The following is a 14,596-nucleotide window of genomic DNA, read 5'->3' as shown; positions in this document are numbered from 1 at the left end:
CTTGGGAACGATCAGCGGCAAACCCCGTCAGTTCCTTACAGACCCTGCTGAAGGAGCCCGGTGTTTTGCTGAATTCAAAGACTGCATTACTGCTTGGTGCGCTGCTGTTGTGTGGCAGTGGCGCGCTGCAAGCCGCTGCCGCTGCTCCGGCCGCCGCCCCCGCCGAACCTGCCGCTGCCGCTGCGCCGGCCAAGCCCGAGTTGCTGGTGGAAGGCGGCCTGCTTGGCGCCATCAGTTCAAGCATCGACGACGTGCAGGACAAGCTCGACCTCAATCAAAACCTTATCGACGCCTGGCGCCTGCGCGCCGACCGTGCTGCGGACGAAGTAGGGCGCCTGGTCGATCAGACCAGCCAGCGTTCGCCGTGGAGCATCGCCGGGGACTTTTTGCTGCTGTCCGGCGTGTGGGTCGGTGCCTTCGCCGTATTGACGCTGTTGGGGCGCTTTATCGTGCAGCGCCTGAGTCGACGGCACTTCGTTGAACAGCGCGGGCGCCTGCAAGCCGTGCTTGGGTATGTGGTGCCGTACACGCTTCCGGCGGTGGCGTGTTTGCCGCTGACCCTGTATGTCAGCCACTTTCTACCCTCCTCGGTGGGCCGCGCACTGGCGTTGTGTTTCGCTTACGCGACCAGCAGTGGCATCTTTTCCACGTCGATGTTGCTGTGCGTCATCGTCATGTTCAACGTGGGGCACAAACGGCCAGCCGTGCAGATTATTCGTAATTATTGCCCCAAGCCGCTGTTCCTGATCGGCTTCCTCGCGGCCCTCAGCGACGCCCTGACCAGCCCGCAAATTGCGCGCCAGTTGGGCGGCAATATCACCAGCAGCATCGCGGTGTTTACCGGCTTGTTCGCCGCTGTGATTTTTGGCGTGCTGGTGATCCGTTTGCGTCGCCCGGTGGCGCACCTGATCCGCAATCGGCCGTTGGCCCAGCGCATCAAACACCCGGCGCTGCAGCAATCGCTGCGCATATTTTCCGGCCTATGGTATTGGCCGATTCTGTTGATGGTGCTGGTCTCGGCGATCAACCTGATCGGCGCCGGCGACGACAACCAGAAGGCCCTGCGTTGCGCATTGTTCACCACGATTCTGTTGATCGGCACGGTGTTTCTGAGCACCGTTTTGCAGCACCTGTTCAAGTCTCGCAGCCAGGTGGCGATTCAACGTAGCAGCGCCTACAAGGAGCGTTTCCTCAGCCTGTTGCACGCGATTTTACGCATCGCCATGGCGATCGCCTTTATCGAAATGCTCGGGCGCATCTGGGGCATCTCGCTGTTTGAATTTGCTCAGCGCAACTCGGTGGGCCGCGCAATCAGCGACTCCCTCAGCAGCATCGGTTTGATCCTGCTGATGACGTGGCTGTTCTGGGTGGTACTCGACACGGCAATCCAGGAAGCGCTGAAACCACCGGTGAACAAACGCTCGAATCGCCAGCCGAGCACGCGGATTAAAACTATCCTGCCGCTGCTGCGCAACGCGGTGAAAATCATCCTGGTGGTGATCTGTGCGATCACCACCATGGCCAACCTCGGCATCAACGTCGCGCCGCTGCTGGCCGGTGCCGGTGTGGTTGGCCTGGCCATCGGTTTCGGTTCCCAGCAACTGGTGCAGGACGTGATCACCGGTCTGTTCATCATCATTGAAGACACGCTGTCGATTGGCGACTGGGTGGTCCTCGACTCCGGCCACGCCGGCACCGTCGAAGGCCTGACCATCCGCACGCTGCGCTTGCGCGACGGCAAGGGTTTTGTGCACTCGGTGCCGTTTGGGCAAATCAAGGCGGTTACTAACCAGTCGCGGCAATTTGCCTACGCGTTCTTTTCGGTGCAATTCACGTATGACACAGATGTGGACAAGGCCGTTGAGCTGATCAATGAAGCCGGCCAGTCGATACGCGACGATGTGTTCCTCAAGTACAACCTGCAAGGGCCGCTGGAGGTGTTCGGTGTGGACAAGATGGACCTCAACGGTGTGGTCCTCACCGCGCAGTTCCGCACGGTGTCGGGTGGGCAATATGCGGTCAGCCGCGCCTTCAATCAGCGCTTGAAAAAGCTTGTGGATAACTGTGATGAGGTGCACTTCGCGCAAACTTATCCACAGCAGGTTTTGCTGCCCAAGCGAACGCCGCAGGTGGATGAGCCGGAGGCTCCGGTGGTGCTGACAGAACAACCGCGCACCCAGTAGTTTTGTAGCGCCAAAGCCGGCCTCATCGGGAGCAAGCCCCCTCCCACAGTTGAGTGTGTGAACCCATTTGATTGGGTTCTCACACCAACCGGGCTCAGCCATTGACAGGATTCCCAGATTTGACTGGGCTCAGCCATTGACAGGATTCCCAGATTTGACTGGGTTCACCCATTGATAGGGTTCTCACATTTGCCTGGGCGAACTGATTGATTAGGTTCCCCAACATTTGATTGGACTCACCCATTGACTGGACTCACACAGTCACCTGTGGGAGGGGGCTTGCTCCCGATGAGGCCCTCACAGGCACCAGTCCTCAATGCCTGATCAATTTCTCTTGCACCGCCTGATGGTCCTCCTCCACAAACATCTGCTGCTTGCCGCCGACCATCACCGCAGCCAGCAAACCGTCGCGGTACACAATTCGATTGCCACTCACCGCCGGCACCTTACTGCCCGGCAACAGCGTGCCCACCAGGTTCAGCGGATCAGCCCCGCACACGGCGATCAAGCTGCCGTCATGCGGCCTGCGCCTGACCTCACGCAGCAACGGAATCGCTTCCGGCAGCGCGAACTGCTCACCGGCCAAGCCGCTGACAAACCGCCCGCCGCGAATGTCACCGCGTGCTTCCAGGCGGTGGAAGGTGCGCAGCAACTCGCGCCAACTCGGCAACCAGTCCGCCTCGCGTTCCAGCAAGCGCCAGAACACCACGCCATAGCGGCGCAGCAGGGTCATCGCCACATGCTCCAGGGTCTCGGCCGAGTGTGGGCCGGCGGCGGTTGGCGAGCGGCGCACCAAGGCCCAGCGCCCGGCATCGTCCATGCCGCCGATAAACGCCCCGCGCCCGCGCCGGCTGCTACGCGCCTGGCGCTTGCTGGCGGGTGTGGTCAGGGCGCGCAACCCGGCGAAGCTGTCGGCATTCACCAGGCCTGCGCCCACCAGTTCCTGCAGGGCGGTTTCCAGTTCGCTGCGCAATAGATGCGCTTCGTGCACCAGTGCATCGAAAAACAGCGCGCCTTGCTCGCGCAGGGCCACGTGCACTTTTTGCGCTTTGGGCGACAGCGTGGCGCTGTCGGTCAACTCGGTCAGCCCGCTCCACAACGCCACCTGGCTGCGTGGCAACAGCACCACCGGGGTACTGCGCAATGCCATGGCGCCGGCCTTGTTGCTCAGGCGCGTCCACACCAGTTTGCCGCTGCGGCACAGCTCGTCGAGCCAAGTGGATGAGTAATCCTTGAGCCGCGTGCTGAGCAAGTCACTGTCCCAGGCCGAGGTCGCGGCGGCGTAACCTTCGAACTGGCCGACGATTTGCCCGAGCATCGCGCTGCCCTGGCCGCGTGTGCCGTCGGATACGTGCTGCCAATCGAACAAAAAGCGCATGAAGTCCTGCAACGCCACCGGCTCGATCTCGCGGCGCAGGCGCTTGACCGTGTAGCGGTGAATACGCGCCAGCAAATGCCGCTCGCACCATTGCTCGGCGCTGGCGCCCGGGCTGAAGTGGCCGCGCATCACGTAGCCTTCCTGCTCCAGTCGCGCGAGTGCCTGGCTGACGTCGGCCACGCGCAAGCTCAGCGGCGCTGCTATTTCGATCAGCGTCAGCGGGCCGAAGCCACCGAGGCGCGCGCGCAGCACTTCGACCAGCGCCTCGTCCACGCTCCACGGCGCATCGAAACCCGGCAGCAGTGGCAAGTCGTTGGGGTAAATCGCCTGCAAGCAAGCCAAGCGCTCCACCGCCACCCACAACCCATTGTGCAATTGATAGGCGCGCCCGGCTTTGGCCAGCGCGTGCAGCCATGCCGCCCATTGCGGCGTGACCTCGGTGGCGGCGACACACGCCAAACTCATCAGCGCCTCGTGCATTTCATCCGGGCCATTCGGCGCGGGCCAGGCTTCCTCGCGCACACCAGCGATGGCGTCGAGGTCCAGCGCGCCGAGGTCGTCGGTGCTGTGTGGGTCGCTCCAGCGCCGGTTGAGCACGGCCTGTGTGCGGCGTTCCTCCAGCGGCGCGTCATCCAGAAAGGTATACGGGCGCGCGCTGAGAATTTCGGCGGCCATGGGCGAGGGCGCCGGCAGGTCACGGCTGATCAAACGCACCTCGCCGCGCTCCATGCGCCGCAGCAGGGCGAGCCAGCCGCTGCTGTCCATGGCTTCGTGCAGGCAGTCGTCGAGCGTTTGTTCCACCAGCGGGTGTTCGGGCACTTCGCGCTCGCCGGCGAGGTTTTCCAGGCAGGCAATCTGGTCGGGAAACACGCTGGCGATCAGGTCTTCGCTTTTCATGCGCTGGATCTGCGGCGCCACCTTGCGCCCACCGGTAAATCGCGGCAACGCCAAGGCCACACCGGCGTTCCAGCGCCAGCGCACGCCGAACAGCGGCGCCTCCAGCACGGCCTGAATCAAAATGTGTTCGGCGCTGTGGCTATTCAGGTAACGCCACACTTCATCCAGCTCAAAGCTGTGGCTGGTCGACAAAGACAGCACGATTGCATTCTCACTGGCCGCGGCCTGCAACTCGAAATTGAACGTACGGCAAAAGCGCTTGCGCAACGCCAAGCCCCAAGCGCGGTTGAGGCGGCTGCCGAACGGCGTATGGATGATCAACTGAGTGCCGCCGGACGCGTCGAAAAACCGCTCCATGATCAACGTGTCTTGCGACGGCAAGGCGCTGAGGGCCAAGCGTGTGCGGGCCAGGTAGTCGAGGATTTGCTCGGCGCTCGCGTGGTTCAGGCCCAACGTGCCCGTGAGCCACTCGAGCGCCGGCTGCAGGTCACCGGGGCTGGCGCCGAGCAGGGCATCCAACTGCCCCTGAAAACGCGCCACCGCGGCCGACAATTCATTGCTGCGCCCCGGCGCTTCGCCGAGCCAGAAGGGGATGGTCGGCGGCTGGCCATGTGCATCCTCGACGCGCACTTTGCCGGCCTCTACGCGCAAAATTCTGTAGGAGGTATTGCCGAGCTGGAAGATGTCCCCGGCGATACTTTCCACCGCAAAGTCTTCGTTGACGCTGCCGATGTTCAGGCTCTGAGGTTCCAGCAACACGCTGTAGTCGGCGTTGTCGGGGATGGTGCCGCCGCTGGTCACGGCGGTCAGCTTGGCGCCACGCCTGCCGCGCAGGGTGTGGTTCACGGCGTCGCGGTGCAGGTAGGCGCTGCGAATGCCCTGGCGACCGTTGTAGCCGTCCGAAAGCATTCGCAGCAGCGCCTGATAGTGGCGTTCATCCAGCGCAGCGTAGGGCGCCGCGCGGCGGATCAAGTCGAGCAGCGCCTGTTCCGACCATTCGCGCGCGCTGACTTCGGCGATGATCTGCTGCGCGAGTACATCCAGCGGCGCCACCGGGATGTGCAAGGTGTCCAGTTCACCACGGCGCACGCAGTCGAGCAGGGCGGCGCATTCGGTCAGGTCATCACGGGTGGTGGCGAACAGGCGGCCCTTGGGCGTGCCACCGACCTGGTGACCAGAGCGGCCGACCCTTTGCAAAAAGCCGTTGATCGAACCCGGCGAGCCGATCTGGCAGACCAAGTCCACATCGCCAATATCAATCCCCAACTCCAGCGACGCGGTGGCGATCAGCACTTGCAGCTCACCGGCCTTCAGCCGTTGCTCGGCGTCCAAGCGCATTTCCCTGGCCAGGCTGCCGTGGTGCGCGGCCACCGCGGTTTTGCCCAGACGCTCGCTCAAGTGGCGGGCCAAACGCTCGGCGAGGCGGCGGGTGTTGACAAAAATCAGCGTGGTGCGGTGTTCGCGGGCGAGTGCGGCGAGGCGGTCGTAGACCAATTCCCACACGTCATTGGCCATTACCGCCGACAGCGGCACCGGTGGCACTTCTATAGCCAGGTCGCGCGGGCGGGCGTGACCGATGTCGACAATCGCGCAGGGCCGGTCGCGGCCGACCAAAAAACGCGACACCGCTTCGATGGGCTTTTGCGTGGCCGACAGACCGATGCGCGTCAGCGGCGTGCTGCACAAGGCTTGCAGGCGCTCCAGGCTCAAGGCCAGGTGACTGCCGCGTTTGCCGGCGGCGATAGCGTGAATCTCGTCGATGATCACCGTGCGTGTGCTGCTGAGCATCTGTCGGCCGGAGTCCGAGCCCAGCAGCACATACAGCGATTCCGGCGTGGTGACGAGGATGTGCGGTGGGCGCTTGCGCATCAGCGCGCGGTCTTTTTGCGGGGTGTCGCCGGTGCGCACGGCGGTGCGGATCTTAAGCGGCGCCAGGCCCATGCGCAGCAAGTGCTCGGTGATGCCAGCCAGCGGGTTTTGCAGGTTGATCTGAATGTCGTTGGACAGCGCCTTGAGCGGCGAGACATACACCACCAGCGTCTCGTCCGGCAGCTCGCCGCCGTTGGTTAGGCCTTGGTGGACCACGTCATCCAGCACCGCCAGGAACGCGGTGAGGGTTTTGCCGGAGCCGGTGGGCGCGGCGATCAGCGTGGAGCGGCGCTGGCGAATCAGCGGCCACGCCTGCGCCTGTGCGCCGGTCACCGAAGGGAAGGTGCTGCAAAACCAGGCGCTGACGGCCGGGTGAAAGCCGTGCAGTGCCGTGACGGTGGATTCAGGAAGGTTCATCTATTGATTGATAGCGCCTGCTCCAACAAGTTGCAATTGCGCACTTTATCCGTGACGGTTGCGCTACAAACCCGCAAAATGCAACGATTCTGGTTTAGACCTGCGGCATGGCTCACACGGCCGCCGACAATAACCATCGTTCCAAACAGACTGGGCCTGCACACTCTATGCGAATGCGCCTTATGTTACTGGGCGGCGGGAATGCCCTCGGGCAGGCGCTGATTCGCCTCGGTGCAGAGGAAAATATTGGTTTCCTCGCACCCAAACCGCCCCAAGACGGCTGGGATGCCGCGAGCCTCACCCAATTGCTCGACGACACTCGTCCCGATGCGTTGATCAACCTCGCCTACTATTTCGACTGGTTCCAGGCCGAAGCGGTCAGCGAAGCTCGTTTGGCCTCTCAGGAATTCGCTATCGAACGCCTGGCCGAACTGTGTCAGCACCACACCATCACCTTGCTGCAACCGTCCAGCTACCGCGTGTTCGATGGCTCGCGTGCTACCGCCTACAGCGAAAAAGACGAGCCGGTGCCGTTGGGCCTGCGCGGTCAGGCGTTATGGCGCATCGAACAAAGCGTGCGCGCGACGTGCCCGCAACACGTGCTGCTGCGTTTTGGCTGGCTGCTCGATGACAGCGTTGACGGCACGCTCGGGCGCTTCCTGGCCCGCGCCGAGACGCCTGACGAGTTGCTGATGGCGGACGACCGGCGCGGTAACCCGACGCCGGTGGACGACGCGGCGCGGGTGATCATTTCGGTGCTCAAGCAACTTGATTGCGCGGCGCCGCTGTGGGGCACGTATCACTACGCCGGCCAGGAGGCGACCACGCCGTTGGCGCTGGGCCAGGCTATCCTCACCGAAGCGCGCCACTTCCACCCGCTGGCGGTTGAAGCGCCCACGGCCCAGGCGCACGCAGCGCGCCCGGATGCGCCGGATGAGCCGCAACACGCGGTACTCGCGTGCAAGAAAATTTTGCATACCTTCGGCATCAAGCCTCGGGCGTGGCGGGCGGGGTTACCGGCGTTGCTTGACCGGTTTTACCGGCATAGCTGAATGTGAGAGGGGGCTTGCTCCCGAGGGCAGTGTTTCAGTCAATTTATCAGGTGACTGTTACACCGCCATCGGGAGCAAGCCCCCTCCCACATTGGTTAGCTGGCGTTGCTAAAATCCAGATTAGAACTTGTAGCCGATGCCCACCATGTAAACCATTGGGTCGACGTCTACATTGACCTTGGCGCGAGTGCCTTGGCCCAACGCGTTGTTGTCGACGGTGGCCTTGGTGCTGATGTCGATGTAGCGCGCCTGGGCGTTGATCATCCACTTGTCGTTGATCATGTAGTCGGCGCCGATCTGCGCAGCCCAACCCCACGAATTCTCAGCCTTGAAGTTGCTGAAACCGGCTTGTTCGGCGCGGCTGCCGACGTGCTCGTCGTAGATCCAGGTGTAGTTGATGCCGGCGCCCACATACGGCTGGAAGGCTGACTTGTTGTCCAGCGGGTAGTACACGACGCTCAAGGTCGGCGGCAGGTGTTTGAGGGTGCCGAGCTTGCCGTTGGCGGCGCCGAGGGCGGTGTTCTTGATCTTCACGTCATGCTCGAACGGCGTGGCCGCCAACAGCTCGATGCCGACGTGGTTGGTCAGCATGTAGGCGAAGTTCAGGCCCAGTTGGGTGTCGCTGCTCATGGTCGCCTTGCCGCCCAGGTTGGCGCCGGCCAATGGGCCTTGGTCAACCTTGACGCTGCTGCTGTCGGCCTTCGGATTCACGGTGATTGCACCGGCGCGAATCAGAATATCGCCAGCTTCGTGAGCGTAGGCGGCAGGGGCGGCGAGGGCGAGCGCGAAGACGGACGCGCCGAGCAGAGACTTGTTCATGGGAGCTCCAAAAGGACGTTAAAAGATGTGCGTCCAATGGTAAAGATCGTTCCCGTCGATCTTTTGACTCAGCTCAATGAAAGGGCGATCAAGCGCTATTCCTGCAGTTCGTAGACGTAAATCTTTTCGGCATCCATTTGATAACCGGCATCCGCCAATTCGCTGGACGACGGCTTGACCTGCATCGCGCCTTCGATCCAGTACGGCTGATACAGCTCATCGAGTTTCACCCCGAGTTCGCTTTTTACATGCACGATCTGGTTCGACGGCGGCGGCGGCACGTGGATGCACGCGCCGAAATACGGCACCAGCAGAAACTCGGTGGTGCGGCCCTCTTCGCTGACTTCCAGCGGCACGATATACCCCGGTAAACGAATGTGCTGGCCATCAAGGCTCTGCACCACCGGCGCGTTGGGCAGGTCCTGCTTGGCCGCTGGCGCCGCTTCCACCGATAACGCATCGGCCATGTTCGACAGGTCGTGCAGCGGTTTCATATTCGGAATTTCCGGCGGCGCGTCCGGCGGAATCATCTCTTGCCACGACAAGTCCTTGGGCTGGTCGGCGGCCCAAACAGGCACCGACACCAGCAGCAGCAACGCAAACATCGCACCACGCATGAAACATCCTCAAAAAATGAATACGAGCGGCAAGCTTCAAGCTGCCAGTAGAAGCCGATTCACGTTCAGCTTGTAGCTTATAACTTGCCGCTTGCAGTTGCGCTTCTACAGCCTTATGGACAGGCCATCGGCCAAAGATTGTCGATAGGCGCGCCACGCGGGCACGCTGCCCATCAACAGCGCTGCGGCCAGAATACCGGCGAGCAACGTCCATTCATATTCGCTCGGCCACGACATCGGCAGGTCTAGGCCGTAGTTGGCCTGCAAATAGCCGCGTGATACGCCGATGCACACGTACAGCAAGCCTGTGCCAGCGACCACGCCGGACAGCGCCAGGGCAAAGGCTTCGAAGACCAGTAACGACGCAATGTGCCAAGGGCGCGCGCCCACCGAACGCAAGATCGCCATTTCGCGGCGGCGCTCGTTGAGGCTGGTCAGGATAGCGGTGAGCATGCCAATCAAGCCCGTCAGCACCACGAACAACGAGATCACGAACAGCGCTTTTTCGGCGGTGCCCATCATGCTCCACAGCTCTTGCAGCGCCACGCCCGGCAAGATCGCGAGCATCGGCTCGCCACGGAACTCATTGATTTCGCGTTGCAGGGCGAAGGTCGAAATCTTGTTGTTCAAGCCCAGCATAAACGCGGTGATCGCCTGCGGGGTCAGGTCCATGTTGCGTGCCTGATCGGCACTGATGCGGCCTTTGCCCTGGGCCGGCACACCGTTGTGCCAGTCGATATGAATCGCTTCCATGCCGCCGAGGCTGATGTGCAGCGTGCGGTCTACCGGCGTGCCGGTGCGTTTGAGAATGCCGACTACGGTGAAAGGTTTGTCATCGTGTTTCACCAGGCTGACCACCGCCACGCCGTGGGCCAGCACCAGCTTGTCGCCCAGTTTGTAATGCAGGGCGTCGGCCACTTCGGCGCCGAGCACCACTTCGAACGGGTCGGTGGCGAAGGCGCGACCGCTGGCCAGTTCGAGGTTCTGCTTGCGACCGTACTGGTAGTGCTCGAAGTACGACGCGTTGGTGCCCATCACCCGGTAGCCGCGGTGCGAGTCGCCGAGTGAAATCGGGATCGCCCATTTCACCTGCGGGTTGGCAGCGAAGTGCTGGTAGCTGTCCCAGCGAATATTGTTGGTGGCGTTGCCGATACGAAACACCGAATACAGCAGCAGGTTGACCGAGCCCGAGCGTGCGCCGACGATCAGGTCGGTGCCGCTGATGGTGCTGGCGAAACTGTTGCGCGCCTCAACGCGCACGCGCTCTACCGCCAGCAACAGGCACACCGAAAGGGCGATGGCGAAGGCGGTGAGTATCGCGGTAAAGCGGCGGTTAGCCAGGCTGGCCATGGCTAGACGGAACAGATACATCTCAAACCTCTGCGGGCGTGGCGGCGCGATTGAGTTCGGCCAGCGACAGGTTGCGGTCGAACAGCGGCGCCAGGCTCTGGTCATGGCTGACGAATAACAGGCTGGCACCGGCCTCGCGGCATTCGGCGAACAACAGGTGGAGGAAGGCTTCGCGGGCGTCGTAATCCAGTGCCGAGGTGGGCTCGTCGGCGATCACCAATTCCGGTTGGCCAATCAGCGCGCGGGCGGCGGCCACGCGTTGTTGCTGGCCGATGGACAGCGAGTCGGCGCGGCGTTCCAGCAATTCCTTATCCTTCAAACCCAAGTGCGCGAGCAAGGTAGCGGCGGCCTGGTCGACGCTGCCGTGGCGCTGCTTGGCGCGTTGCGCACGCAGCCTGGAAAAGTGGCAAGGCAACTCGACGTTCTCGCGCACCGACAAAAACGGCAGCAAGTTGAACTGCTGGAAGATGTAGCCGGTGTGGTCAACGCGAAAGCGGTCGCGGGCGCCGGCCGAGAGCTCGGTCAACTCCTGGCCAAGCAGGCGAATGCTGCCTTGGCTGGGTTTCTGTACGCCGCCGAGCAGGCCGAGCAAGGTGGTTTTGCCACTGCCGCTCGGGCCTTTTAGAAACAGGGTTTCGCAAGGTTCCAGGCGGAACGCGGGAATGTCCAGCAACTGCGGGTGGCCGGGCCAGTTAAAGCCCAGGTCAGACAGTTCGATAAGTGCTTGGGTCATGTGAAATCAGTATCGCCTGCTGGCAAGGTTGCAAAAGTGGCGCCGTTCCACCGTGGCAGCAGGCAAGCCAGTGCCCACAGTGGCCGGGTTTCAAATCAGAACTTCAAGGTGGCTGCGTTGGCGGTGGCTTCAACGCCTTGCTGGCCGCTTGGGCCGATCAGTTGTACCTGAATTTTGCGGGTGGCGGGGAAGGTCTTGAACACTGGGCTCAGGTCCAGATTGCTCAGCGCTGTCGGCGTGGCGCAGGTGAGTTGGTAGTGGGCGTGAATTTCGCTGTGGTCGTGATGATGCTCGTGGGCGGCCGCGCCTTTGCCGTCGGTGGCGTGGTCGTCATCGCCATCATCGCCATCATCATCGTCGTCATGATCGGCTTCAGGTTTGTCGCCGAACAACGGGCTGTTGAGTTCCTGAGTGCTGACCACGCAGCCAGCAGCTTTTGGCAGGCTGAACAGCGCCAGCGGGTTCTCGAGCTGTTTGCGCGCTGCGGCGACCTTGGCTTTGTCGTCGGCCGTGGTGGCCAAGTGTTCGAAACCCACCAGGTTCATCGCCGGGCTGTCCAGCTCAAGCTCCAGGGTCTGGCCGTCGAGTACTGCATTGAGGCGGCCCACGCCGTGTTCGTGGGCGCCAAGGCTGCCGTGCTCGTGTTCGTGCTCATCGTGAGCATGGGCAACCGCCAGTGGCAGCAGGGCAAACGGCAAAGCGAGCAGCAAACGGCGCATGAGAAGGCTCCAAAAAGATGAAAGTTTTGTTATGTGATCTTATAACAATAATCCCGGAGTTTGACCGCCCGCTTGGCGTTGCGCAAGCCGCGTGGGAGCATGCGGGTCAGAAAAGTGCAGGAGTAAGGACGATGTTGCGAATTCGTGGAACCGTTGGCGACTTGCCTGTGGACTTGACCCTGGAACTCGACGACGGCGATTGGGCAAAGCTCGGCGCCCACATGCAGGCGAGCCCGGCGGCCAGCGAACCGCTGGCGGCACCGGTCAAACAGACGGATGACCTGTGGCAGAACGCTCAGGACCTGTTGCGCAAGGCCGGGCAACTCAGCGGGTTAGAGCTGCTTGATCAGTTGGAAGGTTTGGCCGGCGATGCCGCGTCAGGCAAGCGCTTGCTGGTGCGCTTGCGTCACAGCGCCAAGGTGAAAGTCGCCAGCGGCGGTGATACGCCGCTGTACACCTGGGTTGAATAACCCTTGCAGGTTTGCGCCTGCAGGGGCGATTAGTACAGCGCGGCGAACAACTTGCGGCGGTACACCGTGACCAACGGGTGCTCATTGCCGAGCAGTTCGAACACTTGCAGCAAGGTCTTGTGCGGCAAGCCTTCGCTGTAACTGCGGTTACGGATAAACAGCTTGAGCAGGCCTTCCAGCGCGGCGTCGTATTGCTGGCGCGCCAGTTGCTGAATCGCCAACTGATAGGCGGCTTCATCGTCCAGCGGGTTTTGCGCCAAGCGGCTTTTCAGCTCGGCGGCGTCCGGCAGGTCGGCAGCCTGGCGCAGGAAGGTGATTTGCGCCTTTGCCCCCGCGAGCGCGGCTTTATGGTCGTCGCTTTTAACCGCGTCGAGCACGGCTTGGGCTTCGCCCAACTCACCGCGTTCGGCCAGGCAGCGCGCGTACAGAATCAGCGCGCCGGCGTTGCTGTTGTCTTCGCCCAACAGCGCGACCAGCACCGCTTCGGCATCGCTGATACGGCCTTCGGCAAACAGTGCCTGCGCCTGCTCGAGCGGATCGGCCGCCGCCGGTGGCGGCATCTGCACATGTGGTTCGAGCATCGCGCGTATCGCCGACTCCGGCTGCGCGCCGGCAAACCCGTCCACCGGCTGGCCATCCTTGAACAGCACCACCGTCGGCAGGCTCTGAATGCCAAAGCGCGCAACGATGTCTTGCTCGGCCTCGCAATCGACCTTGGCCAGCAGCAATTCGCCCTGATAACTCTCGGCAATCTTCGCCAGCAACGGCATCAGCGCTTTGCACGGCGCGCACCACTCGGCCCAGAAGTCCACAAGCACGGGTTGTTCGAAGGAGTTCTGAATCACCGCCTGCTCGAACGTGGCAGTGGTTGCGTCGAAGATGTACGGCGTGGGCTCACTCATGGGGCGTCTCGAATAAAGCGGGAATGGGGCAACTATAAGGGCTGGCGAGGTTGACCGAAAGCAGCAGGGTGCTCAGGTGCGAGGCGCGTGCCAAAAAGGATCTTGATACCAGGCGGGTGGAAACCCCATGGCCTTCAGGCTGACGTCGGGGAACTCGCTGATCAGTTGATACAAACTGCTACCCCATCGGGTGTGCGGGCTCACCTGATACATCAGATGATTCAGAATGCTCAGTGCCGAAAACATTCGGCTATGTGGCCCTGGTTGCAACAGATGTACTGGCCACAGAAAGCTGGCTTTCTTCGGCAGTTCGGGACGAATACCCAGTTCCCGGTTCCACATGCGCGAATGGTGAGCGCAAATATTTCGAACAGTGGTCAGTGTGTGTAGCCAGGACTGCATCAGTGGTGCCGGCAGTATCAAACGCCTGGCAATAGCCTTCTTGTCGGCATCTCTGGCCAAGCCTTTATACACGTGCGAGAGGTCTCCCAGCGTCAGCTCTTCCAGCATCGCCCAGCCAGGCATCAGTGGCGGGTGGGCGTAGGTCACTGGGTAGTGGCGAGCGTAGCTTTCTTTTGCCCTTTGGTGCTTAAGAAGATCTTTTCTGTCATCGCTGGCCTGCGATCTGTCGATGCGCTCGCAATCGCGTTGGTAGTCACGTGTCGCAGTGGCTTGTTTATTGGCCAGCGCTGTCAGCAAGCGCTGATGATCAAAGTTTGAATTAAACATCCGGGGGTTGATATACCAGTGACTGCCGTGAGCAGGCCCCATATGGTTGCTGATGACTGAGCGTGACGCTATTTCGACTCGCTCGATGGCATCCATGGTCAGTAAGCGCAGCCTTCGATCAAAGTCATAGAGGCGGGCCAACTGACGAAACTGGCTACCGGCATGAAAGTGATGGTCTATATCGTCCGGCTGTTGGAAAGGCCGCATATAAGGGCTGAGTCGAAAGAAACTGACGGATTGCAGAAAAAGCTCAGCGCGAGGCTCATCGTGAATAGTCAGCCCGCGCCGCTTGAGCAGTTCCAACTGCGCAGGAACGTCTATGGCCGGTTTGCTGAATGACCTCATGCGCAAAAAGTACCGGGCATAAAAAACCCGCACAATTTGTGCTTGGCTACTGACGCAACCAGAGGCATGGCGGGTGTATTGCGGCAAAGGTTAGGCAGGTGCCTGGTTATTTGCAA

The 14,596-nt window shown here is 61.8% G+C and carries 11 protein-coding genes; 3 read left to right on the top strand and 8 right to left on the bottom strand.

The annotated features are described in order from the left end of the window. Window positions 1-65: 65 nt before the first annotated feature. Window positions 66-2,183, top strand: a complete 2,118-nt coding sequence (locus ACOZK9_RS17940) for a mechanosensitive ion channel family protein (protein ID WP_421556292.1) — start codon at window positions 66-68, stop codon at window positions 2,181-2,183. Between the two features lie 313 nt (window positions 2,184-2,496). Here ACOZK9_RS17940 and ACOZK9_RS17935 read toward each other — a convergent pair whose 3' ends face one another. After that, complete coding sequence (locus ACOZK9_RS17935) at window positions 2,497-6,744, bottom strand: Lhr family helicase (RefSeq protein ID WP_421556291.1); 4,248 nt, start codon at window positions 6,742-6,744, stop codon at window positions 2,497-2,499. A 167-nt stretch (window positions 6,745-6,911) separates the two neighbouring features. Here ACOZK9_RS17935 and ACOZK9_RS17930 point away from each other — a divergent pair, with 167 nt between their 5' ends. Further along, window positions 6,912-7,796 (top strand): sugar nucleotide-binding protein, encoded by an 885-nt coding sequence (locus ACOZK9_RS17930; RefSeq protein WP_058412843.1) that lies wholly within the window; start codon window positions 6,912-6,914, stop codon window positions 7,794-7,796. 120 nt (window positions 7,797-7,916) lie between these two features. Here the strand turns inward: ACOZK9_RS17930 and ACOZK9_RS17925 are convergent, their stop codons facing one another. The 5 genes from ACOZK9_RS17925 to ACOZK9_RS17905 form a co-directional block, all read right to left on the bottom strand. Next, window positions 7,917-8,615: an OmpW/AlkL family protein gene (locus ACOZK9_RS17925; protein WP_058412844.1), complete on the bottom strand. Its 699-nt coding sequence runs from the start codon at window positions 8,613-8,615 to the stop codon at window positions 7,917-7,919. A 95-nt stretch (window positions 8,616-8,710) separates the two neighbouring features. Continuing rightward, a complete protein-coding gene (locus ACOZK9_RS17920) occupies window positions 8,711-9,232 on the bottom strand; it encodes a DUF3299 domain-containing protein (protein WP_058412845.1) in 522 nt (173 codons plus the stop codon). Window positions 9,233-9,337: 105 nt separating this feature from the next. After that, window positions 9,338-10,603: an ABC transporter permease gene (locus ACOZK9_RS17915; RefSeq protein WP_421556290.1), complete on the bottom strand. Its 1,266-nt coding sequence runs from the start codon at window positions 10,601-10,603 to the stop codon at window positions 9,338-9,340. A 1-nt stretch (window position 10,604) separates the two neighbouring features. Continuing rightward, window positions 10,605-11,315, bottom strand: coding sequence for an ABC transporter ATP-binding protein (locus tag ACOZK9_RS17910; protein ID WP_058412847.1), 711 nt, complete (start codon window positions 11,313-11,315; stop codon window positions 10,605-10,607). Window positions 11,316-11,410: 95 nt separating this feature from the next. Next, window positions 11,411-12,034, bottom strand: a complete 624-nt coding sequence (locus tag ACOZK9_RS17905) for a DUF2796 domain-containing protein (RefSeq protein WP_421556289.1) — start codon at window positions 12,032-12,034, stop codon at window positions 11,411-11,413. 131 nt (window positions 12,035-12,165) lie between these two features. Between ACOZK9_RS17905 and ACOZK9_RS17900 the strand changes: the two genes are divergently transcribed. Next, window positions 12,166-12,504 (top strand): hypothetical protein, encoded by a 339-nt coding sequence (locus ACOZK9_RS17900; RefSeq protein WP_421556288.1) that lies wholly within the window; start codon window positions 12,166-12,168, stop codon window positions 12,502-12,504. A 29-nt stretch (window positions 12,505-12,533) separates the two neighbouring features. Here ACOZK9_RS17900 and trxA read toward each other — a convergent pair whose 3' ends face one another. Both trxA and ACOZK9_RS17890 read right to left on the bottom strand, forming a co-directional pair. Beyond that, window positions 12,534-13,406 carry a thioredoxin gene (gene trxA / locus ACOZK9_RS17895; protein WP_058412850.1) on the bottom strand — a complete coding sequence of 291 codons (873 nt, stop codon included), beginning with the start codon at window positions 13,404-13,406 and terminating at the stop codon, window positions 12,534-12,536. Window positions 13,407-13,478: 72 nt separating this feature from the next. Then, complete coding sequence (locus ACOZK9_RS17890; RefSeq protein WP_241678180.1) at window positions 13,479-14,567, bottom strand: Abi family protein; 1,089 nt, start codon at window positions 14,565-14,567, stop codon at window positions 13,479-13,481. Between the last annotated feature and the right edge of the window lie 29 nt (window positions 14,568-14,596).

It is taken from the genome of Pseudomonas kitaguniensis (assembly GCF_049199985.1).
In the GTDB taxonomy this organism is placed as follows: Bacteria; Pseudomonadota; Gammaproteobacteria; order Pseudomonadales; family Pseudomonadaceae; genus Aquipseudomonas; species Aquipseudomonas kitaguniensis.
Note: the sequence above shows the minus strand (reverse complement) of the source record. Positions and strands in the feature narration are given on the sequence as shown.